17 protein-coding genes are annotated in these 23,310 nt (G+C 63.9%); 3 read left to right on the forward strand and 14 right to left on the reverse strand.

Features of this window, described 5'->3' with window-relative positions; translation table 11 throughout:
* Positions 1-37: 37 nt before the first annotated feature.
* The 10 genes from CFI11_RS01375 to paaI all read right to left on the reverse strand — a co-directional run bounded on the left by CFI11_RS01375 (position 38) and on the right by paaI (position 13,069).
* Positions 38-1,150, reverse strand: coding sequence for an S-(hydroxymethyl)glutathione dehydrogenase/class III alcohol dehydrogenase (locus CFI11_RS01375; protein ID WP_130402328.1), 1,113 nt, complete (start codon positions 1,148-1,150; stop codon positions 38-40).
* A 74-nt stretch (positions 1,151-1,224) separates the two neighbouring features.
* A complete protein-coding gene (locus CFI11_RS01380; RefSeq protein WP_130402330.1) occupies positions 1,225-2,400 on the reverse strand; it encodes a multidrug effflux MFS transporter in 1,176 nt (391 codons plus the stop codon).
* 161 nt (positions 2,401-2,561) lie between these two features.
* Positions 2,562-5,864 carry an error-prone DNA polymerase gene (locus tag CFI11_RS01385; RefSeq protein WP_130402332.1) on the reverse strand — a complete coding sequence of 1,101 codons (3,303 nt, stop codon included), beginning with the start codon at positions 5,862-5,864 and terminating at the stop codon, positions 2,562-2,564.
* Positions 5,864-7,408, reverse strand: coding sequence for a DNA polymerase Y family protein (locus CFI11_RS01390; RefSeq protein ID WP_130402334.1), 1,545 nt, complete (start codon positions 7,406-7,408; stop codon positions 5,864-5,866). The genes CFI11_RS01385 and CFI11_RS01390 overlap by 1 nt, the downstream gene beginning before the upstream one ends.
* Entirely contained in the window at positions 7,317-8,039 is a 723-nt protein-coding gene (locus CFI11_RS01395; RefSeq protein WP_254448999.1) for an ImuA family protein, read from the reverse strand. Before CFI11_RS01395 ends, CFI11_RS01390 begins: the two co-directional genes overlap by 92 nt.
* Before the next feature lie 89 nt (positions 8,040-8,128).
* Positions 8,129-9,499, reverse strand: coding sequence for a GntP family permease (locus CFI11_RS01400; protein WP_130402336.1), 1,371 nt, complete (start codon positions 9,497-9,499; stop codon positions 8,129-8,131).
* Positions 9,500-9,568: 69 nt separating this feature from the next.
* Positions 9,569-10,138: a TetR/AcrR family transcriptional regulator gene (locus CFI11_RS01405; protein ID WP_130402338.1), complete on the reverse strand. Its 570-nt coding sequence runs from the start codon at positions 10,136-10,138 to the stop codon at positions 9,569-9,571.
* Positions 10,138-11,448 carry a phenylacetate--CoA ligase PaaK gene (paaK, locus tag CFI11_RS01410; protein WP_130402340.1) on the reverse strand — a complete coding sequence of 437 codons (1,311 nt, stop codon included), beginning with the start codon at positions 11,446-11,448 and terminating at the stop codon, positions 10,138-10,140. The genes CFI11_RS01405 and paaK overlap by 1 nt, the downstream gene beginning before the upstream one ends.
* Positions 11,448-12,641 (reverse strand): 3-oxoadipyl-CoA thiolase, encoded by a 1,194-nt coding sequence (gene pcaF, locus CFI11_RS01415; protein ID WP_130402342.1) that lies wholly within the window; start codon positions 12,639-12,641, stop codon positions 11,448-11,450. Before pcaF ends, paaK begins: the two co-directional genes overlap by 1 nt.
* Positions 12,638-13,069, reverse strand: a complete 432-nt coding sequence (gene paaI, locus CFI11_RS01420) for a hydroxyphenylacetyl-CoA thioesterase PaaI (RefSeq protein WP_130402344.1) — start codon at positions 13,067-13,069, stop codon at positions 12,638-12,640. The genes pcaF and paaI overlap by 4 nt, the downstream gene beginning before the upstream one ends.
* A gap of 106 nt (positions 13,070-13,175) precedes the next feature.
* On the opposite strand from paaI, the gene paaZ reads away from it, so the two are divergent.
* From paaZ to CFI11_RS01435, 3 genes are all read left to right on the forward strand, one after another.
* Positions 13,176-15,209, forward strand: coding sequence for a phenylacetic acid degradation bifunctional protein PaaZ (paaZ, locus tag CFI11_RS01425; protein ID WP_130402346.1), 2,034 nt, complete (start codon positions 13,176-13,178; stop codon positions 15,207-15,209).
* A 9-nt stretch (positions 15,210-15,218) separates the two neighbouring features.
* Positions 15,219-16,001 (forward strand): PaaX family transcriptional regulator C-terminal domain-containing protein, encoded by a 783-nt coding sequence (locus tag CFI11_RS01430; RefSeq protein WP_130402348.1) that lies wholly within the window; start codon positions 15,219-15,221, stop codon positions 15,999-16,001.
* Positions 16,002-16,183: 182 nt separating this feature from the next.
* The gene (locus tag CFI11_RS01435; RefSeq protein ID WP_130402350.1) at positions 16,184-17,602 is read left to right on the forward strand and encodes a sensor histidine kinase; all 1,419 of its coding nucleotides are present in this window, start codon (positions 16,184-16,186) and stop codon (positions 17,600-17,602) included.
* A 63-nt stretch (positions 17,603-17,665) separates the two neighbouring features.
* Here CFI11_RS01435 and CFI11_RS01440 read toward each other — a convergent pair whose 3' ends face one another.
* The 4 genes from CFI11_RS01440 to CFI11_RS01455 all read right to left on the reverse strand — a co-directional run bounded on the left by CFI11_RS01440 (position 17,666) and on the right by CFI11_RS01455 (position 23,310).
* A complete protein-coding gene (locus tag CFI11_RS01440) occupies positions 17,666-18,058 on the reverse strand; it encodes a hypothetical protein (RefSeq protein ID WP_130402352.1) in 393 nt (130 codons plus the stop codon).
* 351 nt (positions 18,059-18,409) lie between these two features.
* Complete coding sequence (locus CFI11_RS01445) at positions 18,410-20,344, reverse strand: DKNYY domain-containing protein (protein ID WP_130402354.1); 1,935 nt, start codon at positions 20,342-20,344, stop codon at positions 18,410-18,412.
* Between the two features lie 312 nt (positions 20,345-20,656).
* Positions 20,657-21,016, reverse strand: a complete 360-nt coding sequence (locus tag CFI11_RS01450) for a hypothetical protein (protein ID WP_130402356.1) — start codon at positions 21,014-21,016, stop codon at positions 20,657-20,659.
* Between the two features lie 149 nt (positions 21,017-21,165).
* Positions 21,166-23,310, reverse strand: coding sequence for a xanthine dehydrogenase family protein molybdopterin-binding subunit (locus CFI11_RS01455; protein ID WP_130402358.1), 2,145 nt, complete (start codon positions 23,308-23,310; stop codon positions 21,166-21,168).

Here is a 23,310-nt window from a genome sequence, read left to right on the forward strand (position 1 = left end):
GGTCTGGCTCTGTTGCCAGACACTTAGTCAGCAAGGGTTAATAAAGCACCACCGACCGAATACTTTCGCCCGCATGCATCAGATCGAACCCCTTGTTGATGTCCTCCAGCGGCATCGTGTGGGTGATCATCGGGTCGATCTCGATCTTGCCGTCCATATACCAGTCCACGATCTTGGGCACATCCGTCCGTCCCCGCGCGCCGCCAAACGCCGTTCCGCGCCAGGACCGTCCGGTAACGAGTTGGAATGGCCGCGTGCTGATCTCCGCGCCTGCAGGGGCCACGCCGATGATGATGCTCTCGCCCCAGCCCTTATGCGCCGATTCCAAGGCGTCGCGCATCACCTGCACGTTGCCTGTCGCGTCAAATGTGTAATCCGCGCCGCCCTTGGTGAGGTTGACGAGGTACGGGACCAGATCGTCCTCGACCTCCTTGGGGTTCACAAAATCCGTCATGCCAAAGCGTTCAGCCATCGCCACCTTGTCGGGGTTCAGATCCACGCCCACGATCTGATCCGCGCCAGCGAGCCTCAGCCCCTGGATGACGTTCAGCCCGATCCCGCCGAGGCCGAACACGATGGCGCGCGATCCGATCTCCACCTTGGCGGTGTTGATCACCGCGCCGATGCCCGTCGTCACCCCGCAGCCGATATAGCAGACCTTGTCAAACGGCGCGTCCGGGCGGATCTTGGCCAGCGCGATTTCGGGCAGCACCGTGTGATTGGCGAAAGTCGAGCAGCCCATGTAGTGCAGGATCGGGTCGCCATCGAGGGTCGAGAAGCGGCTGGTCCCGTCGGGCATCACGCCCTTGCCCTGCGTCTCCCGGATCGATTGGCAGAGGTTCGTCTTGGGGTGCAGGCAATATTCGCATTCCCGGCATTCCGGCGTGTAAAGCGGGATGACGTGGTCACCGGGCTTGAGGCTGGTGACGCCCTCGCCCACCTCCACCACGACGCCCGCGCCCTCGTGGCCCAGGATCGCGGGGAACAGGCCTTCCGGATCCGCGCCCGACAGGGTGAATTCATCCGTGTGGCAGATGCCCGTGGCCTTGACCTCGACCAGCACCTCGCCCGCGCGCGGGCCGTCGAGGTTCACCTCCATGATTTCAAGTGGTTTTCCGGCCTCAACGGCAACGGCGGCACGGGTGCGCATGGCGTTCTCCTCCCTTCGGGTCTTTTCCGGACCCTGTTGCAGATTGTCTTTTGAAGCAAGCCTTTGTGCGCTGTTCAGGCGGCGATGGCAGCCCTCTCCCTTGCGAACAGGGCAGCGATGCCGCCCATGGCGGACGCGATGAGCATGATCGTCAACAAGGTTGCCGGTGACGGAACTGCGCTCAGCAAAAGGCCGGTGACCCATGTCAGAATGGCTCCGAACGCGACGTTCACGGACCCGCCCAGCCCCGCAGCGCTGCCCGCCAGATCAGGCCGCACCGACATCGCACCCGCATTCGTGTTGGGCATGGTCAGGCCGTTGCCCAGCCCGACGAAGATCGTGAGGCCAAAGAAACTGGCCGGTGTGAAAATGCCGGAAGCCAGAAAGCCCAGCCCGATGACCATGCTGACCGATGCGACCGTGCGCCCGGCCAGAATCATCGGGATCAGCCCGAACCGCATCGAATAGCGGCCCGACAGAAAACTGCCGGTCATGAACCCCGCCGTGATGCTGCCCAGATAGACGCCAAGCGCCGAGGTCGAGAGGCCCAGGCTCTGGCTCGCCACCAGCGGCGTGCCGGTCAGGAACGCGTAGAAAGCCCCTGTCGAAAAGGCGCTGCACATGGCAAAGCCCCAAAAGCGCCGTTGCCCCAGCAGATCGCGGTAGGCGCGCATCTGCTCTTTGAGGGATTGGTCGCTGCTCCGCCGCGTTTCCTCCAAATCATAGGCGCACCAGAGCAACAGCAGGCTGCCTGCAACCGTGTAGACGGCAAAGCTCGCCCGCCAGCCAAAACCGCTTTCCAGCACCCCGCCCAGAACCGGGCCCAGCATCGGCGCAACGGCCATCGCCATGGCAATATAGCCGATCAGGCTGGCGGCCTTGCGCTCCTCCACTCTATCCCGGACGATGGCCATCGACATCGTATGCCCCGCAATCACCGCGCCCTGCAGCAGCCGCCCGGCCAGAAACGTGGTGATGTCCTGAGCCAGAAGGCAGATCAGCGAGGCCCCGGCAAAGATCGCAAGCGCCGCTAGCAGAACCGGCCTGCGCCCGTAGCGATCCGACAGCGGCCCCGCGATCAGTTGCAGCACGCCGGTGACTGCCAGATATCCCGCGATAGCAACGCTTACCGTTGCATAATCCACCTCAAACTCCGCGGCGATGCCGGGCAGCGAGGGCAGGAACATGTTCAGCGACAGCGTGGAGAGCGCCGTCAGCAGGATCAGGGTGATGAGGGTTTTGCGGTCCATGGTCTTTCCAGGGTGAGGGGCGGGCACAAAAAAGCCCCCGAGGATGTCGGGGGCGCATGGGTCAGGATATGGTCTGCCGGTTACCGGCCCATGCGCATCCTGCCTACGACGATTACGATCTGTTTCATGAGAGCGACGCTAGAGGGCAGGAACCGCCCCTGTCAATGAAAGTCCCGGCTTTTGGGGATGACGCGTACGTTGCGTGGATGCCGGGCGGTGTGGGACGGCAACGGGTTGATCACGTGATCGGCGCGCGCCAGTTCCGGCGTCAGCTCATCCTCCGACAGGTTGATCAGGGCTGCCGTGTCGTCGATGATCCTGTGAGCGACCACATGGATCACATCCGCATCCTTCTGCACCATGCCATGCACCGCCATCAGCCTTGCGCCCATCACCTCCTTGCGGCTGCGTGCCAGCATGTCGGGCCAGACGACGATATTCACCACGCCCGTCTCATCCTCGATCGTCACGAAAACCACGCCCTTGGCACTGCCCGGCCTCTGCCGGATCAGCACGATCCCCGAGACCGAGACGGGCTGGCCGAACCGCATCGACCACAGCTCTGACGCGGGCGTAAAGCCCTGTCGGCTATAGCCCGTCCGCAAAAATGACATCGGATGCGCCTTCAATGACAACCCCGTCGTCTGGTAATCCGCCACCACATGTTCGCTCAGCGGCATGGCGGGCAGCAGCACGTCCCGGTCCGCGCCTTCGTCCCGTGCGTCATCTTTGGTGAAAAGCGGCAGGGCCGGGGCCGCCTTGACCGCCCGCGCGTCCCAAAGGGCCGCGCGCCGGTCCTTGCCCATCGACCGGAATGCATCCGCCGCCGCGAGCGTCTGGACCCCCCTGGCCGTGACACCTGCCCGGCGCAGCGCCTCCACATCCGCATAAGGCGCGCCGCGCCCGGCGATCAGGCGTGTCGCGTCGGCCTCCGCAAAGCCGTCGATCTGGCGCAGGCCCAGCCTCAGCGCGTATTCTCCGTCGCCCCGCGGCTCCAGCGTGTTGTCCCAGTCGCTCATATTCACATCCGCCTCCAGCACGGCCACGCCATGGCCCCGCGCATCGCGGATGATCTGGGCGGGGGCGTAGAACCCCATGGGCTGCGAATTCAGCAGACCGCAGGCGAAGACCTCCGGGTAATGCCACTTGATCCAGCTTGAGATATAGACGAGATGCGCGAAACTCGCCGCGTGGCTTTCGGGAAAGCCGTATTCGCCGAAGCCTTCGATCTGGCTGAAACAGCGTGCCGCGAATTCCGGCTCGTAGCCGCGTTCGACCATGCGGCTCACCATCTTCTCCTTGTGTTCCGTCACCATGCCTCGGGACCGGAAGGTGGCCATCGCCTTGCGGAGCTGGTTCGCCTCCACCGGCGTGAACGTCGCTGCAACCATCGCGATCTTCATCGCCTGTTCCTGAAAGATCGGCACGCCCAGCGTTCGCCTGAGGATGTTTTTCAGCTCATCGGGGTCATGTTCGGGGCCGGGGGACGGATAACGTTCCGGCTCCTTGCCCTGCCTGCGCCGCAGATAGGGATGGACCATATCGCCCTGAATGGGGCCGGGTCGGACGATGGCGACCTGAATGACCAGATCGTAGAATTTGCGTGGCTTCAGCCGTGGCAGCATGTTCATCTGCGCCCTGCTTTCCACCTGAAAGACGCCCAGACTGTCGCCTTTGCAGAGCATGTCGTAGACCGCTGAATCTTCCTGCGGGACAGTGGCCAGCCCGAATTCCTGCCCGTGATGCGCCTTGATCAGATCAAAGCATTTGCGGATGCAGGTCAGCATCCCCAGCGCCAGCACATCGACCTTAAGGATACCGAGCGCGTCGATATCATCCTTGTCCCACTCGATGAAAGTACGGTCTGCCATCGCGCCGTTGCCGATGGGCACCGTTTCTGTCAGCGGGCGTTCGGTCAGGATGAATCCGCCCACATGTTGGCTGAGGTGCCGGGGCATCCCGATCAACTGGTCGGCCAGCGCAATCGTGCGTTTCAGATGTGGGTCCTGCAGATCCAGCCCCGCCTCATCCACCTTCAGATCCTGCCCCGATGTGCCCCAACTGCCCCAGACCGTCTTGGCCAGCGCGCTCGTGACATCCTCCGACAGGCCCATGACCTTGCCTACCTCCCGGATTGCCATGCGGGGGCGGTAATGGATGACGGTGGCGCAGAGGCCCGCCTTGTCGCGACCGTAGTGCTTGTATATATGCTGGATCACCTCTTCGCGCCGCTCATGTTCGAAATCGACGTCGATATCGGGCGGCTCCCTGCGCTCTTCCGAGATGAATCGTTCGAACAGCAACTCATGCTGCGCCGGGTCCACCCCGGTGATCTTGAGGCAATAGCACACCGCGCTGTTGGCCGCTGATCCACGGCCTTGACACAGGATGCCCTTGTCGCGTGCATAAAGAACGATATCGCGGATCGTCAGGAAATAGCGGGAGATCTCCATCTTCGCCATCAGCGCCAGCTCTTTCTCCAGCGTCGCCTTGACACCCTCCGGCACGCCGCCCGGATAGCGGTCCTTCGCACCCTCCCAGGTCAGTTTGGCCAGATAGCTGTCGACATCCTCCCCCTCGGGCAGTGTCTCGTCGGGGTATTCATAGCGCAGGTCGGTAAGGCGGAAGGTGCAGGCCTCCAGGATCCTTCGGCTCTCGTCGATGGCCTCCGGCCAGTCCTGAAACAGCCTCAGCATCTCGCCCGGCCCTTTCAGGTGCCGTTCCGCATTGGCATTCAGGCGCAGCCCCGCCTGTGTGATGGTGGTCTTCTCGCGGATGCAGGTCATCACGTCCTGCAAGGGGCGGCGTGCGGCTGTATGGTAATGCACGTCATTGGTGGCCAGCAGGCGCAGGCCATGCTGCCGGGCCAGCGTCGCCAGCCGGTTGATCCGCGCCTGATCGTCCCCGCGATAAAGGTAGGAGGCCGCGATATGGCTCAGCCCCGGCAGCACCGCCTTCATCCTTGGCAGTTCCGAGGCGAGAAGGCCGATATTCTCCCCCGGCAGCGCGATCAGGATCACCTCGTCATTCAGGATCTGCCCGGCCATCGCCAGTGTCAGATCACAGACCCCCTTGCGCTGCCATTGCCCCTGATGATCCGTCATCTTGCCGGTCGACAGCAGCTTGCAGAGCGACCCGTACCCCTCCCTCGTGCGCGGATAGGCAAGCAGGCCGGGCGCATCCAGAAATTCCAGACGGCAGCCGATCACGGGCCGCATCTGCGCCGTCTTTGCCGCCGTATGAACGCGCACGACGCCGGCCATGGAATTCGCATCCGCGATCCCGATCGCGTCATAGCCCAGATCATGCGCTGTCTGCACCAGATCGACCGGGTCCGACGCGCCCCGCAGGAACGAGAAGTTCGACACCAGCCCCAATTCCACGAAGGGCGCTTCGGGGTTCGGCGCGAAACCTTCGCTGTCCTCTAGCGTCTTGCGGTCGGGGGTGAGGGAGGCTTCGGGCATCAGGCATCCAGCCCCTGCACGAACCAGCGTGGCGCCCCGCCGCGCCCGTCATCCGGCACGCCCTCGCGGTAGATCCAGTATCGCCGCCCCTCGCTGTCCTCCACCCGGTAGTAATCGCGCAGCCGCGTCTGGGACTTTTCGCGCCACCATTCCGGTGCGATCCGCTCCGGCCCCTCGCTCTTGACGATGCGATGGGTTCGGCGCCGCCAGATCATCTGCGCGGGCGGGCCTTCGGGCACGGCATAGAGCACTTCCGCCTCCTCCGGCCGATCCAGCAGCCGCAGGGGGCGCAGTCTGGTATGGGCGGGCCAGGCCGCATCGGTATTGGAGCCCGCAAAGATCAGACGCTCCGCGCGTTCGGGGATGTGGCTATCCTGCGGGACGATGCGCAGCACGGCCTCCGGTGACAGCCGCGCGGCCAGCCGGTCGATCAGGTGGGGCAGGTCGATGCCGTCCTCGATCTTGCCCGACAGGCTATGCTGGCTTTGCGGCAGGGGTTCGGTCACCAAAGCCTCCAGCATCATCGCATCAAAGCCGAACCCGCAATCGAGCCGTTCCAGATGGCTTTCGAAAAGCTTCGCGAAATGCGCTGTGCTGCGGCTCGCCGTGCTGGTCGCGGCCTCTACGGTCGAGGTTTTGCCATCCACACGGAACCCGGTCAGCGCCAGCCGTCTTGCGCCCAGCCCCCTCTGGTCCATCTGCTCCGCCAGATCGGGCAGCAACACGCCCAGGACCTGCGCGTAATTGTCGATGTCTTCGATGGGCTCCGCCAGCTTGCGCAGGGCGCGTAGGGGCGGGTCGGGCAGCTTGGCGTCCAGCAGTTCCGGGATCGCGCCCATCGCCAGATCCAGCCGCTTGGGCGGGTTGGCGTCCAGCGCCAGATGATGCCGGAACCTCCGCGCGAGCGAGGCGCGGGGCACGGCGGCCAGCGCGCCGATTGTCTTCAACCCCAGTCGTTTGAGCAGGGTGATCGTGTCCTGATCAATCCGCAAGGCTGCCACCGGCAGCAGCGACAGCGCCTCCGCGATCTCTCCCTCAGCACAGATCTCCTGCGGCTCCGCGCTGTAGCGGGCCAGCGCCCAGGCCGCGCCGATGGTGGGTGCCACCGCCGCCCGTGCCGTCAGGCCCGCCTTGCCAAAGCTCTGCCGGATATCGGCCAGCATCGCGGCCTCCCCGCCCCAGAGGTGATCCGCCCCGGCGCTGTCCATCAAGAGCCCGTCCTTGCCATCGACCCGCACCCACGGACACCAGCGCCTTGCCCAACCCGACAGCATGCGCAGATCGCGCACGTCCGCCTCCAGCATCGCATCCTCGACCTGCAGATGCGGCACCAGCGTTTTCATGTCGGTCACCCGCGCGCCGTGTTCGATGCCCAGCTTGACGGCGGCCGCGTTCATCCCGTGGATGACCGGCCCGTGATGCCCTTCGCGTGCCAGCACGATCGGGTCCGGTTCAGAGGGTGTTTGCGGCCCGAACCTGCGCCTCCGCCACCTCTGGATGGCGAAGTGGGGCAGATAGATTGAGACGATGCGCCTTGGGCTCATATCCCGCCTCCCATGTTCCGGGGCGCATGTCGCGGCCGCGGAACAGCTCCGCCTGCCAGCGGGGCGCGCCCGGCGCCTTGGGGTCGAACCGGTGCCGGACCGATGGCAGCGCCTCCACCGCCCAGCGTCTGCGGGCCGCCGACAGGCTTCGCTGCCCGCCGATCCGCAACAGGATCACCGGCACGCCCGCGCGTTCGGCACGCATCGCCAGCCGCTTGGTCGCGGTGAAGTCGAGCGCCTTGGGATTGCCCGTGATCTCGCCAATGACAGCTCCCAGAGTCGTGCATTTCAAGCCTTCCTCCATCGCCCACAACGCCTCTTTGGCGTTCTTCGTCCTGACCAGCGTGAACCGGGCCGGATCCGCCCCGTACCGTTTCAGCCCCGCGCCCGAGGGGCGGCCCATCTCCAGCCCCGACAGCCGGTCCTGTACCCACAGCACCTCTGCCCCCGTGGGCAGTTGCGCCAGGGCAAAGCCCCAGGCAGCGGCATCACCGGATCCGGCAAAGACCTCTGCCAGTTGTGGCAGAGACTTCGCCTCTTTCGGTGTCTCACGGCCCCTGGTCCGGGGCTGAAACCGCAATATGTCCGCGTGGGACAGGCGGTTGGGGTTCTTGATCTTCGCGCGGTCCATGACTCTTTAACAGATTCGCATGTTCTCTATTTGTTCTCATTTCAGCATTCCCGCCCTTGCAGAGTCAACAACTCTTCCCGGACAGGGCTTCAGAAGCTGCCGAATTGAGTGGAGAGGACCAGAACCGCCAGCAGCGCCAGCACCGGGATTGCCACGGCGACGACAAAGATCGGGCCATAGGCCTCCCTGTGGCTTAGCCCGGCAATCGCCAGCAGTGTGACGACGGCACCATTATGGGGCAGTGCGTCCAGACCGCCGGTCGCCAAAGCCGTGACGCGGTGCAGCACGTCCGGAGAGATCCCGGCGGCATTGGCCTGCGCCAGATACTCCGCGCCCAACGCGTCGAGCGCGATGGACATGCCGCCCGAGGCCGATCCGGTGATACCCGCCAGCACGCTGGTGGACACCGCAAGGCCCACGACCACGCCGCCCGGCAGATCCTCGATCCAGCCGCTGATCGCGGCAAAGGCGGGCAGGCCGGCGATCACCGCGCCGAACCCCACCAGCGCAGCCGTGTTGAACAGGGGCAGCAGCGAGGCGCTGGCCCCCTTGCCCAGATCCTCTTTCGGCGTGGCGATCCGGCTGCGCATCAGGAGCATCAGGATCACGATGGCGCCTGTCAGGCTCAGGATCAGCGACCAGAGGCCGGTCACCGCCTCCCCGCTTGTCTCTCCCCAGTCCGGTTGGGCGAGATAGCTGAGATCCTGTGCGGGCAGAAACACCTCGCTCAGCGTATAGTTCAGGACAAACACGCTCAGAACCGGGGTGATCGCGGCCCAGAATGGCGGCAGATCCGAACGGGTATCTGACTCTGCCTGCGGATGGGGGAACGCACCTGCCGGATGTCCCCTCCGGCTCGCCAGTTGCAGGTAGAGGAGCCCGCCGCCCGCCATGATCAACGCCGCCACGAGGCCCAGGCCGGGCGCGGCAAAGACCGTGGTGCCAAAGTATGGCATCGGGATCGCATTCTGGATCGCCGGTGTGCCGGGCAGGGCGGTCATGGTGAAGGTGAAGGCCCCCAGCGCAATCGCCGCCGGGATCAGGTGATAGGGCAGGTCCGACTGCCGGAACAGCACAGCGGCCAGCGGAAAGATCGCAAAGGCCACCACGAACAGCGACACGCCACCATAGGTCAGCGCAGCACAGGCCAGCACTACCGCCGGGATCGCCTGTGACGGGCCCAGCCGGTCCACGATGGCGGTGGCAATCGCGTGGGCCGCGCCCGACACCTCCATCATCCGCCCAAAGATCGCGCCCAGCAGGAAAAGCGGCAGGAACGAGATCACGAAGCCGCCCGTTGCGGGCATGAACCTTTGGGTCAGCGTGGCCATCAGCGGATCGGTGGCCAAAGCAGCCCCCAGCAGCGCCATCAGAGGGGCCACGACCATCACGGGCCAGCCCCGATAGGCGGCCCAGATCAGCAGACCAAGCGGCAGGATGACGGTGAGTGCGGCAAGCATAGCCTGATGCTATGCACTGCAGCGCAGCATAGAGGAGGGCGAATTGCCGCAGCGCAGCAATTTGCGCGGTCAGACGCCCTCCAGCCCCTTGCGCACAAACCCCGCCGCCAGCTCGGCATACTCCGCGCGGCTCAGCCCTTTTCCGGGCCGATGCCACATGTAAAACCAGTTGAGAATGCCGAAAACCGTCATCGTCACCGCGCGCAGCCGGTCTGCTTCCAGATCCGGCCGTTCGGCGGCGATCACGCCCGACATCGTGGCCACCAATTCCCGCTGCAGCGCGATCAGCGGCGCCTGCATCTCCCTTGGCAGGGTCGAGAGCGCGTCGAGTTGCAATTTATGCTCTGCATCCGCATCGGCGTAGGCCGCGAGGATCGCGCGAATGAGGCCCGGCAGGCCCTCCGGCTGCGCCTCGGCCACCACGGCGGCCAGATCCGACAGATGCGCGTCCAGGATATCGAAGAGCAGCGCCTCCTTGCTGTCATAATAATGATAGATCAGCGCCTTGGAGACCCCGCATTCCCGTGCCGCCCCCGTCATCGAGGCGCGGTCATAGCCATGCGCGGCGAAATAGGCCGCCGCTCCCTTGCGCAGGGCGGTGCGTTTCTGGTCGTGATCCTTGGCGATCCCGCGGGGCATCAGGATTTCGGGCGGGTGTCGATGATGCGCACCGCCTTGCCCTGGCTACGTGCAACACCACCTGGGTCGGCCACGTCGACCTTGACCGAAATGCCCACCGTCGCCTTGATCTTGTGGCTGAGCTCTGCGGCTGAATGCACCCGGTCCTCGTTCGACGAAAAGCCCTCGCAAGCTTCCGTCAACACGCGCATCTGGTCCATGCGGTCGGGCCGGCTAAGCTCGATCTGGAAATGCGGGGCGAGGCCCTGGACCGTCATCAACTGCTCTTCGATCTGGGTGGGGAAGACGTTCACACCGCGCAGGATGATCATGTCATCCGACCGGCCCGTGACCTTCTCCATCCGCCGCATCGACCGCGCCGTGCCGGGCAGAAGACGCGTGAGGTCGCGGGTGCGATAGCGGATGATGGGAAAGGCTTCTTTGGTGAGAGAGGTAAAGACCAACTCTCCCTGTTCCCCATCGGCCACGGGCTGTCCGGTCTCGGGGTCGATGATCTCGGGAAAGAAATGATCCTCCCAGATATGCAAACCGTCCTTGGTCTCCACGCATTCATTGGCCACACCCGGCCCCATGACCTCGCTGAGCCCGTAGATATCGACCGCATGCATGTCGAAGGCCTGCTCGATCTCCTCCCGCATCGCGTTGGTCCAGGGCTCCGCCCCGAAGATGCCGACCTCTAAGGAGCTGTCGCGCGGGTCGAGCCCCTGGGCGGCGTATTCATCCAGAACCGACAGCGCGTAGGAGGGGGTGACGGTAATGCCCTTGGGCCGGAAATCCTCGATCAGCCGAACCTGGCGCTGGGTCATGCCGCCCGAGATCGGGATCGTGGTCAGGCCCAGGTGGTCGGCGCCCAGATGGATGCCCAGCCCCCCGGTGAAAAGACCGTAGCCATAGGCGTTGTGCAACAGGTCTCCGGGTTGCAGGCCCGAGGCGCGCAGGGAGCGGGCGACGACGGAGCCCCAGGTGTCCAGATCCTTTTCGGTATACCCCACGACGGTCGGCTGGCCGGTGGTGCCCGAAGACGCATGGATGCGCTTCACCCGGTCGCGCGGGACGGCGAACATGCCGAAGGGATAGTTGTCACGCAGGTCCTGCTTAACGGTGAAGGGAAATTTCGCGAGGTCCGACAGGCTGGTCACGTCATTCGGATGCACGCCAGCCGCGTCAAAGGAAGCCTTGTAGAACGGCACATTATCGTAGGCATGGCGCAGCGACCATTTCAGGCGGTCGAGTTGCAGCGCCTCGATCTCGTCACGGCTGGCGATCTCGATGGGATCGAGGCTGGCTTTCGCTGGCGTGAGATCTTTCATCAGGCCTTCTCCAACAGGAGTGCGATGCCCTGGCCCACGCCGATGCACATCGTGCAGATGGCGCGGGACATGTCGTTGTCGGTCATGGTGAGCGAGGCGGTCAGTGCCAGTCGTGCGCCGGACATTCCGAGGGGGTGACCGAGGGCGATGGCGCCGCCATGGGGGTTCACGTGGTCGGCATCGTCGGGCAGGCCAAGCTGGCGGGTGACGGCGAGGCCTTGGGCGGCGAAGGCTTCGTTGAGCTCGATCGTGTCGATGTGCGCAATCCCGAGACCGTGCTGTGCCATCAGCTTTTCGGTGGCGGGGGCCGGGCCGATGCCCATGACGCGGGGGGCGACGCCGACGGTGGCCATGCCGGTGATGCGGGCACGGGGGGTGAGGCCGTACTTTTCAACCGCCGCGGCGGAGGCCACGATCACGGCGGCTGCGCCGTCGTTGACGCCCGACGCGTTGCCGGCGGTCACGGTGCCGCCGTCGCGGAACGGGGTGGACAGCGCGCCCAGTTTTTCCAGCGTGGTCTGACGGGGATGCTCGTCGGTCGCTATCTCGACCTCCTCGCCGCGCCGCTGGGGCACTTTGACGGCCACGATTTCGCGGGCAAGCCGACCGCTGGCCTGGGCCGCCGCTGCCCGCTCCTGCGAGCGCAGGGCAAAGGCGTCCTGATCGGCACGGCCGATCTGGTGATCCTCGGCCACATTCTCGGCCGTTTCCGGCATCGAATCCGTGCCGTAATGCTTGTGCATCGCCCTGTTCACGAACCGCCAGCCGATGGTCGTGTCGTAGATCTCCGCCTTCCTCGAAAACGCTGCATCCGCCTTGGGCATCACCATCGGCGCGCGGGACATCGATTCGACACCTCCCGCGATCACCACCTCTGCCTCTCCGGTCCGGACCGCGCGGGCCGCCGAGCCAATCGCGTCCAGCCCCGAGCCGCAGAGCCGGTTGATCGTGGCCCCCGGCACCGTATCGGGCAGGCCGGCCAGCAGCACCGCCATGCGGGCCACGTTGCGGTTGTCCTCTCCGGCCTGGTTGGCGCAGCCCATCAGAACTTCGTCGACTGGCATCTCCGGGTGGGGCTTCATCACCTCCCGGATCACATGGGCCAGCATGTCGTCGGGCCGCACCTTCGACAATGCGCCGCCATAGCGGCCAATCGGCGTACGGATGCCGTCGCAGAGATAGGCTTCGGTCATGTCTCTTCCTCGAAATGCTGGCCTTTGACGGTGCGCGCGAGGCCGCGGAACACCGCCACCTTGCGCCCGTCCTGGCCCGTTACGGTTACGTCGTAGATACCCGAACGCCCGGCGCGCGCGGTTTCCACCGCTTCTGCCGTCAGCCGTTCCGCCGGCTGGCCGGGCGTCAGGAAGGTGATGGAGTTCTCCTGTGCCACCGTCAGCGCATTATAGCTGTTGCAGGCGAAGGCGAATGCACTGTCGGCCAGTGTGAAGATATAGCCGCCGTGGCAGATCCCGTGCCCGTTCAGATGGTGGTCCTTGACTTCGAAGGACAGCCGCGCCGTGCCCGGCCCCACCGCATCCAGCGTCATGCCCAGCCATTGGCTGGCCGCATCCTTCGCCCACATCGCGGCGGCGCTTTTCTCGGCGCGCTCTTGCGGTGTCATCCTCGTCCTCCCGTTAGCTGCCACGATGCACAAACCCGACCGCGTGGTCAAGAGTGTTGATTTCCATCCCACCAGCGGTCATGGTGGCCGCAACCTTGGGAGGAGGATGATCATGCTGAGACCTGCAAGTTACGCGATGGCGCGATGGGTGGGGCCGGGAGCCGATGCGCGCGCCGTGCACGGGCCTGTCACCGGCGAACAGATCGCCGAAGCGGGGGGCGCGGCCCTCGATGTCCAGGGCATGCTCGACTGGGCGCGGGGCACGGGCGGCCCGGCGCTGCGGGCCATGACGTTCCACGAACGCGCCAAGATGATCAAGGCCGTCGCGCTTTATCTGGGCGAGCGCAAGGAAGAGCTTTACGCGCTCAACCCTCTTACCGGTGCGACACGACGCGACGGGGCCATCGACATCGACGGCGGCATCGGCACGATGATGGTCATCGCCTCCAAGGGCCGGCGGGAAATGCCCGACGGCCATGTCTATGTCGATGGCGAGGTCGAGGGCCTGTCGCGCGGCGGCTCCTTCCTCGGCCAGCACATCGCGGTACCCCTGCAGGGCGTGGCGGTCCATATCAACGCGTTCAACTTCCCCGTCTGGGGCATGCTGGAGAAACTGGCCCCCACGCTCCTGGCCGGCATGCCCGCCATCGTGAAACCGGCCACCCAGACGTCCTATCTGACCGAGGCGTGCTTTCGCATGATCGTGGAAAGCGGCCTTCTGCCCGACGGCGCCGTGCAGCTTGTCATCGGCGGGGTGGGCGACATGCTCGACCGTCTTGGGCCTCAGGATGCGGTGGCCTTCACCGGTTCTGCCGACACCGCACTGCATCTGCGAAGCAACGCGCATCTTCTGCGCAACTCGGTGCGCTTCCACGCCGAACAGGACAGCCTCAACGCCACCATCCTCGGCCCAGACGTGACCCCCGGCAGCGCCGCGTTCGACCAGTTCATCAAGGAAGCCGCCAGCGAGATCACCGTCAAGGCCGGTCAGAAATGCACCGCCATCCGCCGCATGATCGTGCCTCAGGCTCAGATGGAGGCGGTCTCCGAAGCTCTCATCGCCCGCCTCTCTGGCACTAAAGTCGGCGATCCTGCCGATGAGACGGTGCGCATGGGCGCGCTCGCCTCTGCCGCGCAGAAGGCCGATGTGCTGGGCAAGGTGCAGGCTCTGGCCGGCGAGACCATCCGTCTGACCGGCGATCCCGAAACACTCGACCTGATCGGCGCGGGGCCCGAGGGCGCCTTTCTCGCGCCCACGCTTCTGCGCTGCGACGATCCCGACGCCGCCCGTGCCGTGCATGAGTTGGAAGCGTTCGGCCCCGTCTCCACCCTCATGCCCTACCGCGATCTCGACCATGCCAGCGCGCTTGCCAATCGCGGCGGCGGCTCCCTCGTGGCTTCTCTTGTCACCGACGATCCCCAGGTCGCGCGCTCCGTCGCGCTGGGCTCCGCCGCGTGGCATGGGCGGCTCTACATCACCGGCGCGGGCAGCGCCAAGGAGGCGACCGGCCACGGCGCGCCCCTGCCGCATATGGTCCATGGCGGGCCCGGCCGTGCGGGTGGCGGTGAGGAGCTGGGCGGCATCCGCGGCGTGCTCCACTACATGCAGCGCACCGCCATTCAGGGCAGCCCCGATGTGCTCTCGGCCATCACCGGCCAATGGACGCAAGGTGCCAGCGAGATCAAGGGCCCAGACCATCCCTTCCAGCGCATCTTCGACGAGATATCCATCGGCGAGACGATCCACACCGCGCCGCGCACCGTCACCCTCGACGATATCGAGCATTTCGCCCATTTCACCGGCGACACCTTCTATGCCCACATGGACGAGGACGCGGCCAAGGCGAACCCGTTCTTCCCCGGCCGTGTGGCCCATGGCTACCTGCTCCTCAGCTTCGCCGCCGGCCTCTTCGTGCAGCCCGATCCCGGTCCCGTCCTCGCCAATACCGGGCTGAACGGCCTCAGCTTTCAAAAGCCGGTCAGCCCCGGTGACAGCATCTCCGTGCGTCTCACCGCCAAGCGCAAGACCAAGCGGACCGACACCTATGGCGAGGTTGCCTGGAACGTGACCCTCACCAATCAGGACGGCGATCAGGTGGCCGAATATGAGCTTTTGACGATGGTGTCCTACTCACGATAAAGGGGCGGGATGGACCCGCTCTCCCCCCTGATCACCGCCCTGCATGGCGAAGGCCGCCTTCGTGTCTGGTCCCTCGTCATCACCGTTTTCGGCGATATGGTCCAGCATCGCGGCGGCGGCATCTCTACCGCGCGGCTCGGCCGGCTTCTGGGCCGCGTCGGCGTCGAACCCGGCGCCCTGCGCACCGCTTTGTCGCGTCTCGGGCGGGATGGCTGGGTCACAAGCGCGCGGAGCGGGCGGCTCAGCATCTATCGCCTCAGCCCCGACGGCCTGTTGCAGTTCGCGCCCGCCACCACCCAGATCTACGCTGCCCCTCGCCTGCACCCCGCCACCTCATGGGCCCTGTCGGTTACGCTGTCTGCGTCCGGAGAGCCGGTGACCGCGCTCCACCCTCTGGACACCGCGCCAGAGGAGGCTGACTGCCAGGTTACCGGCACATTGTCCCATATCAGCGAGGCGTTCCGCCGCCGTTCCTTAAGCGCCCCGCATCGGGCAGCGCTTTCCGCGCTCTCCGCTGATCTGGAGGCACTGTCATCCGCGTCCCTCCCGCCGCTGGAGGCCGCGGCTGCGCGGGTTTTGCTGACCCACCGCTGGCGCCGTATCGTTCTGCGCTTCCCTGAGATCCCATTCGAGCTGATGCCCGCCGATGCCCCCCTTGCCAATCCCCGTGCCGCAGTAGCGCAAGCCTATCAAAGCCTGACCCCCGAGGCCGAGGCCTGGCTCGACACCTCCGCCGGCGATGCCAGCCCGATGCCCGCGGCCTCCCCATCCGCGTTCCTGCGGTTTGGGTAAGGGATGCGGCGCGCGCTTGGCAAAGCGGGGATGGTGGTGCTTTCCTCGATCAAGGCTCAATTCCGCGGCTCGGATTTTGAAATACTTTACTATAACGCGATGGAATCGTTGAATTTCGGATCAGGATTCGAATAGCGTTTCAACATTAGAACGACCCGTTATCCCAGCGATGCCAACCTGTCATGGACGCCATTGAGCCGACTGAAATTATCGCAACCTTGCGAGAAAGCCTCGTTGTCCTGACGGAAGATCTGAAGGTTGAATTTGCGAGCCCGCGCTTTTTTGAAACCTTCGAAGTGGATGAGCAGGAGACGATTGGCCATGACCTGGCCAGTCTTGGCAACGGGCAGTGGAATATTCCGAGCCTCATCGATGTCTTGAGCAGGATCCTGGACGAACACATCACGGTCGAGGATTACGAGGTCGAGCACCAATTCGAACATATCGGTCGAAAGGTGATGCGGCTCAATGCCCGCAAGACGGTGCGGCCGGGGAACGGGTCGCGGCGCATTCTGCTTGCTATCGAGGATATCACTACGGCTGCCGACGTGGCGCGGCAGGCCGAACGGAATGCCCGCCTGTCACAGGGTATTGTCGACACGATCAGAGAGCCGCTTCTGGTTCTCGATGGCGATCTCAAGGTTGTTTCCGCCAGCCGCTCGTTCTTCGACACGTTCGGCGTCACGCCCGAGGCGACGATTGGGCGCCGGATCTGGGAACTGGGGGATGGCCAATGGTCGATCCCGGAACTCATCCATTTGCTCACGACAGTCATACCGGCCCATTCCGAGATCGAGGATTTTGAAGTCACCCACGACTTTCCCGGCCTTGGCGAGCGTACGATCCTGTTGAACGCACGGAAGATTTTCGGCGACTGCAACACGACCAAAACCCTTCTTCTTGCGATGGAGGATGTCACTGAAAAACGACGGGTCGAGGGCGAGAGAAAAGCGGCGCTTGCGCAGGCGAACGATCTGCTGGAAGAACTCAATCACCGCGTGATGAATAGCCTGACGATGATTGCGTCTATCATATCCGTCGAACGCCGGACCCTCTCGGACGAGAGTGCAGCGCTTGCGTTCGACAGGCTCTATGCCCGGGTGATGTCGGTTGCCTCGCTTTACAAGAAGCTGTCCGCCAACCGTTCTATCGAAACTGTCGGAGCGTCGGACTATCTCGGCGCAATCGTCAAAGAGGCACGCGCGTCCATCAACCGCGAGGACCTGAAGCTCAACATTGGTTGCGACATAGACGATGTGGCGCTTACGACGCGCACCGCGGTCCCCCTCGGGCTTGTGGTAAACGAGGTCGTGACGAACAGTATGAAGTACGCCTTTCAGGGGCGCGATGCGGGAAAGCTCGATATCGTTTTCCGCGCCTCTCAGACCGCGTTCGATCTGACGATCCGGGACGACGGTGTCGGGATCGACGAAAATGCGCGCGTGAATTCAGGGATGGGCCAGCGGCTGGTCGCCGCCTTCACCCAACAGCTTGACGGCGTCTCGCATGTGAAGGCGGATCAAAAGGGAACAAGGTTTATCTTGACCATGCCACGATTGCTTGACGAAGCTCAGAAGACCGGCGCGGCACATCTGACTTGAGCCAATCCCTCACCTCTATCGCTTCCGGCGGTTGTGAAACGAAAGACGACTTTGACCCTCACGTCAAAGACGGACCCAACACCAGAAGAGGTGGCGCAACTGACCCTCATGCAGATCGCGGCCTGCGAACGGGGCTATGCGCTGGCTTGTGCGGCCATCGCCTAAAGCCTCCCTCCTCAGGGCGGAGACTGGCCCGGTACTGCCTGCGATGGGGGCGGCGCGCGGGCTTGTGTGGTCGCGGCCTGGGCGACGCTGCTGCAGGGGGACCGGCTGGCCCGCGCCACGGGTGAGGCGCTGTTGGCTCAATGCGATGATGGTCGGGGCGAGGGTGTCGCCTGTTTCGCGCTCGCCGAAGACCATGTCGATGATGGCAGCGGCGAACGCGACACGCTGGGCCGCAAGCTCGACTATTGCGATCTGGGGATTGGGATCGCATGTCAGAACGGTGCCAGTCACGCGCTTGCGCAAGGACGCGCGGATCGGCTGCGCTCGCTGGCTGTTGCCACCTGTGATCTAACGGGTCAGCCGCATTTCTGCGCCCGTGCCCTTTACCTCACTGCGCAGGCCGAAGGGCGCTCGTTTGAGTGGAGTGCCTATCTCGACGCGCTGGTCGCGTCATGCTTCTTCCATAGCCTGCGGGATTGCAGCGTCGCGGCTGGCATTCTGGACGATCCCCGTCTGGATGCGGCGGATGGCAGCCGTTGGCCTTTGGATAACACCAGTGCTGACATCCCACGGCAATACGCAACGGCAGGGGCTGACGTCAGGCCCGCTCCTTCCGCAGCCGTTATCCTTTATAGGTCCGCGTCAGTCCGCCAACGGCCGGCGCGTGACCTTGTCATAGTCCGCGACGAAACGGGCATTGCAATCGCGCACGGACATTGGCCCATCGCTTTCCACCGTGGCCCGGTCGATGTCTTCGCAGATCGACAGGGCCGCTTCCGTCAACGCGTAGACTTGGTCGTGATCTACCGCGAAGGATTGGTTCAGAAACCGGAAGGACGCGGCATCAAACCCTGGCAGCGGCTTGCGATAGCGCCCGCCCAGCAGCAGATTGCCCTTTGCGTCGAGTAGAAGCCGCACGCCGGGCAAGCCGCGGGCGGTTGCGATGTCGATCGCGCCGGGATTCTTCACCGGCTTTCCGTTCCGCAGAATGGTGTCTCCGATCCGTGCGTAGTCTCCGCCGAGCGCGACGACAGCCCCCGGATCGTCGATGTTGCGTTTTCGCACGCCCCCGACAAAGAGCGCATCTGCGTCCCGCCCGTAGACTCCGCCCAGAACTTCGAAGCTGGCTGGATCTGCGGCGGTGCAAACCAGTTGAGGGTGATGACTGTCCAGCGCCATATAGTAGATCTGCCCGTCGTCGCGATACCAATCATCGCCAAGGGCGCGGAAGCTTTCGGGATCGGAGTCCTTGACCGGGTCGGTTCCGAAGGATTCAAGGCCCGGATTGAAATAACGCAACCCATGCTTGTCGACGCCGAACACGTCAACGATGGGCCGAAAGCTGTCATGGTCGAGATAATCGAGCGTGACCCAGCGCCCGTCATGCGACCTCCGGGGACGCACGAGAACCCGCTTGCCATCGCTGAAGAACGGCCCGCCCAGGGACTTCGTCGGGGCCGCCTCAGTTGCCTCGCTCTCCCCTGACGCACGCCGGTCACGTTCGCGGTGCCACCACGTATCGGTCAGCTCGGAATGCGCCTCGAAGAATGCCCGCCAACGATCAAACTCCGCCGTCACGGATTGGGGCTTTCCCGCCCAATAGGGCCGGTCCTTGTCGTAGGCGCGGTACTGCCCCGCCTCGGAGGCGCAGACGAAGCTCTCTCGGTCCGCCCCGGCGATGGGATCGCGTTCCCAATAGATGCGGGCCCTGTCTGCGAAGTACTTTCCCTCATCGCCGATGGAAGAAAAGGACGGTGCGTGAGCATCCGGAACTTCGACACCGTAACCATAGACTTTGCGGCCATCCTTGGCCCAGTGGCTTTCATCGTGGTGAAGGCCGGGCTTCTGGCCGCGCCCGTAATGATAAGCAATGACTTCGAATGTGCCGGGATCCGCGGTCGGAAAGCGTTTGTTGGTGATGTAATAACCGGCGTTCGCATCGTATGCGTGGCGTTCGTTCAGCACCCGAAAGGTGGCTGGATCGGCGTGTCTGACGACATACCAATAAGGCTTTTGCCGAATTGCACCTTGGGCATAAACGCGGTCCCTGTCGCGAAACCATCGCTGCCCGAGCTGGCGAAAGCTTACCGGATCGACGCCATCAATCGGCTTGCCCGTCCGGCCCGCCAGAGGCATGCCACCGGCAAGGACGCGGTGTCCGTCATGCATGTAGCGCAGGGTCGGAAACGCTCGCTCCGCGATATAATGGGCGCGCCAGGAGGTCTTGGCAAACGGACCGATATGCGGATCGGCCTCGACCACCTTGCGGATCGCGCTGAGCTGCGGGCGTAGAGCGAAGGGCTGCTGAACCGGCGGATGAATACCTCCGCCTTCGCACAGATGGGCATAGAGGTCCGTATTCCGCGCGGGATCGGGCAGGCCGTCGCGGCGCAAGGCGCTTGCGACCCAGGACATATTTGCGAAATGGAGCATACCATAGAACCGGTTGGTGCTGTCCCAGACGCCGTCATCAATGCCGAGACGGGTCAGGACCTCCTCGGGGCCATGGCCCGCATTTATGAAGAGCGCCGCAGCATACCAGTATGCGTAGGGGACGGGATATGCGTCCTTTATCATCAATGCGTACCTTCCGTCATTTGACGTCTGTGGTGGCCAAGCGGCCCGCCTCTGACCATTTCCCGTGTGTGGGGCAATGAAAAGCCCGTTTTTGGGTGCGCTCTGATGCACCGCCTTATTATACCCGACCCCCTCCCTTGCCCTAAGGCGGTCAATCAGGCTTGGGCCGTCTCCAACGCGGACGAGACGCGCTTAGACAAAACGCAGAGGTGTCAAAGCAGTTTGCGCAGCCACACCGCCAGTAGAACCGACACGTTTGATTGTTGCGGTTAGCTCGACATTGCTGCGTGCACAATTTCGGCTTTCATCCGCTCAACGGAAGACATTCAAAAAGGCATAGACCGTCAAGCACGCGCCGAGAGTGAACAGCGCGGCAATCAATATGTAAGTCACAATGCCTGCACCCAATTGCGGTGCTGTCGGGAAAAACATGCGGAATGACCCAGCCATTACAAGCAGCCAGCCCGAGAGGGTCACCAGCAGGCTCAAGTCTACATCCCAGACATTATGCGTCGTCACGATGATCAGGCCACCGATCAGGAACAGCAAACCGTTCAGGTAGACTACGGAGGGATGGACATCTCGCCAGATCCTAAGGTTCAGCAGCTCAGATACAGTGACAATCATAAGTGTTGGCCCAAGCACAGCAGCGACCCGCTGGGAAATGTCCATTGGATAAAAGCTCCTTGGGCGCGCCGACACGCTGGTTTTACTTTAGTCGGCAGCACGCGTTAGCGATGAAAAAGGCCATACCAGAACACGTTCAACAGCGCTTTGCCGCTCTCAGCTTTGTGAACTGGGCCGACATGCCATCGGGTCGGTCAAGTCGCCACAAAGGGCAACCGGCGCGGGGTTTCCCCGGTGAGGGCACGTATTGCGTTGCCAATGGCTGGCGCGATCGGCGGCGTTCCGGGCTCACCTATGCCGGTCGGGTCAATGGCACTGTCGATGATCGCCACCTCAACTTCGGGCATCTCATTGTTGCGCATAATCCGGTAGGCGTCGTAGTTCCATTGATCGACCTCGCCGCCCTGCCTCAGAGTGATTTCTTCGAACATGGCGGCAGACAGGCCAAAGCCAAGCCCGCCGGTCATTTGCGTTTCAATAATCGAAGGGTTGATTGCGATGCCGCAATCAACGGCGGCCCAAACTTTGTGGACGCGGGGGACATCACGCTCGATCGACACATCGGCGATCATGGCGACGTAGCTGCCAAAGCTTTTGTGCAATGCAACACCACGGGCGATGCCGTTGCCCGCATCGGGGCCCTGCCAGTTCGCCATGTCTGCCACACGCTCCAGCACGCCGCGATGGCGATCCGCGTCATCCGCTTCAAGAAGGTCAAGCCGGCCTTGGACGCGGTCCTTTCCCCCGCGCTCAAGAAGCTCATCCAGAAACACCTCTGTCGCATAGGCGGTGTGCGTGTGACCAACAGCCCGCCACCACAGAACCGGCACCGGGCTATTCATTGTCGCAAGCGCGACACGCGCATTCGGCAGCCGGTATGGCAGCCCGCGCGCCCCTTCGACCGAACTTCCATCAATTCCGTCGGTGATGAATTGCTCAAACGGAGAGCCCGCCAAAAGCGATTGCGTCGCCACGTTGTTGCGCCAGGCGACGATGTTTCCGTCGCTATCGAGGCCGCCTTGCATGTAATGGACAGTCAGCGGGCGGTAGTAGCCGCCGCGCATGTCATCTTTGCGGCTCCAGATCAGTTTGTAGGCACCGGGGCCAGCGGCTTTGGCGATCTCGGACAGCTCTGCCGTGAAGTGATTGTCGGCTGTAGTGCGCCGCCCGAAGGATCCGCCTGTGAGCATTGTATTGATCGCGATGTTTTCGGGCGGGAAACCGAACCGGGCCGCCGCTTCATTCTGGTCAGAGGTTTGCCATTGCGACCCCATCCAGAACTCCGCCCGGTCCTCTGACAGCTCGACCACGCCGTCCAAAGGCTCCATTGCCGCGTGGGATAGGAACGGAAACCGGAATTCGGCTTCAATGACATCCGTTGCCTCGCTTATCGCGGCCTCAATGTCCCCGCGATCCTCTGCAATGGCTGGCGCACTGCGCGCGGCCTGCGCCCAGACTGTCATCATCTCGTCCGAGGAACGCGTCTCGGCGTCTGTTTCATCCCATGTGACATTCAGCGCATCGCGGCCTCGGAACGCGGCCCAGGTATCATCGGCATAAACGGCGATGCCCGAAGGGATTTGTTCGACCCGCCTTACACCCGGCACGGCCAGCGCCTCAGTCGGATCAAAAGTGGTTACCGTCGCGCCGAACTTGGGTGGGCGTGCCACGGCGACGGTCAGCATTGCGTCCCGGAAGACATCGATAGCGTAGATCGCAGTGCCGTTCGACTTTTCTGGCGCATCGATCCGGGGGACATCGCGGCCAACAAGGACGAACTGATCGGGCGTTTTCAGGACCGGCTCTGCTGGCGGTTCAAGACCATCGGCCAGGGCGACCAATTCACCAAAGGTCGCCTGCAGGTTACCGGCTGACCCAGTATGCGACACAACACCTGCGCGCACCGTGATCTCCTCCGCCGGAACGCCCCAGTCGCGCGCGGCGGCCGCGACCAGAACGGCACGTGCGGCCGCACCCGCCTGCCGCATCGGCATCCATGAGGCGGGCGTTGCCGTCGATCCACCGGTGCCCTGCACGCCGAAGATGGAGCTTGCATAAAGCTCCACATTGGCGGGCGCATTTTCAGCCCGCATCTGGGACCAGTCGGCGTCCAGCTCCTCGGCAACCATTGTGGTCAGACCCGTCCAGGTGCCTTGGCCAAGCTCACTGTGCTTGACCAGGACCGTAACCACACTGTCGGGCGTTATACGAACAAAGGCGTTCGGCGCGAACACATCCGTTCCCCGAGCTGCCCGCCCCGGAAGAGGCACGGCTGCTGCAATCACCAACCCGGCTGAGCCAGCAAGGAATGCGCGGCGGTTTGGCATCAACTTTTGCAT

The sequence above is a fragment of the Thalassococcus sp. S3 genome (assembly GCF_004216475.1).
In the GTDB taxonomy this organism is placed as follows: Bacteria; Pseudomonadota; Alphaproteobacteria; order Rhodobacterales; family Rhodobacteraceae.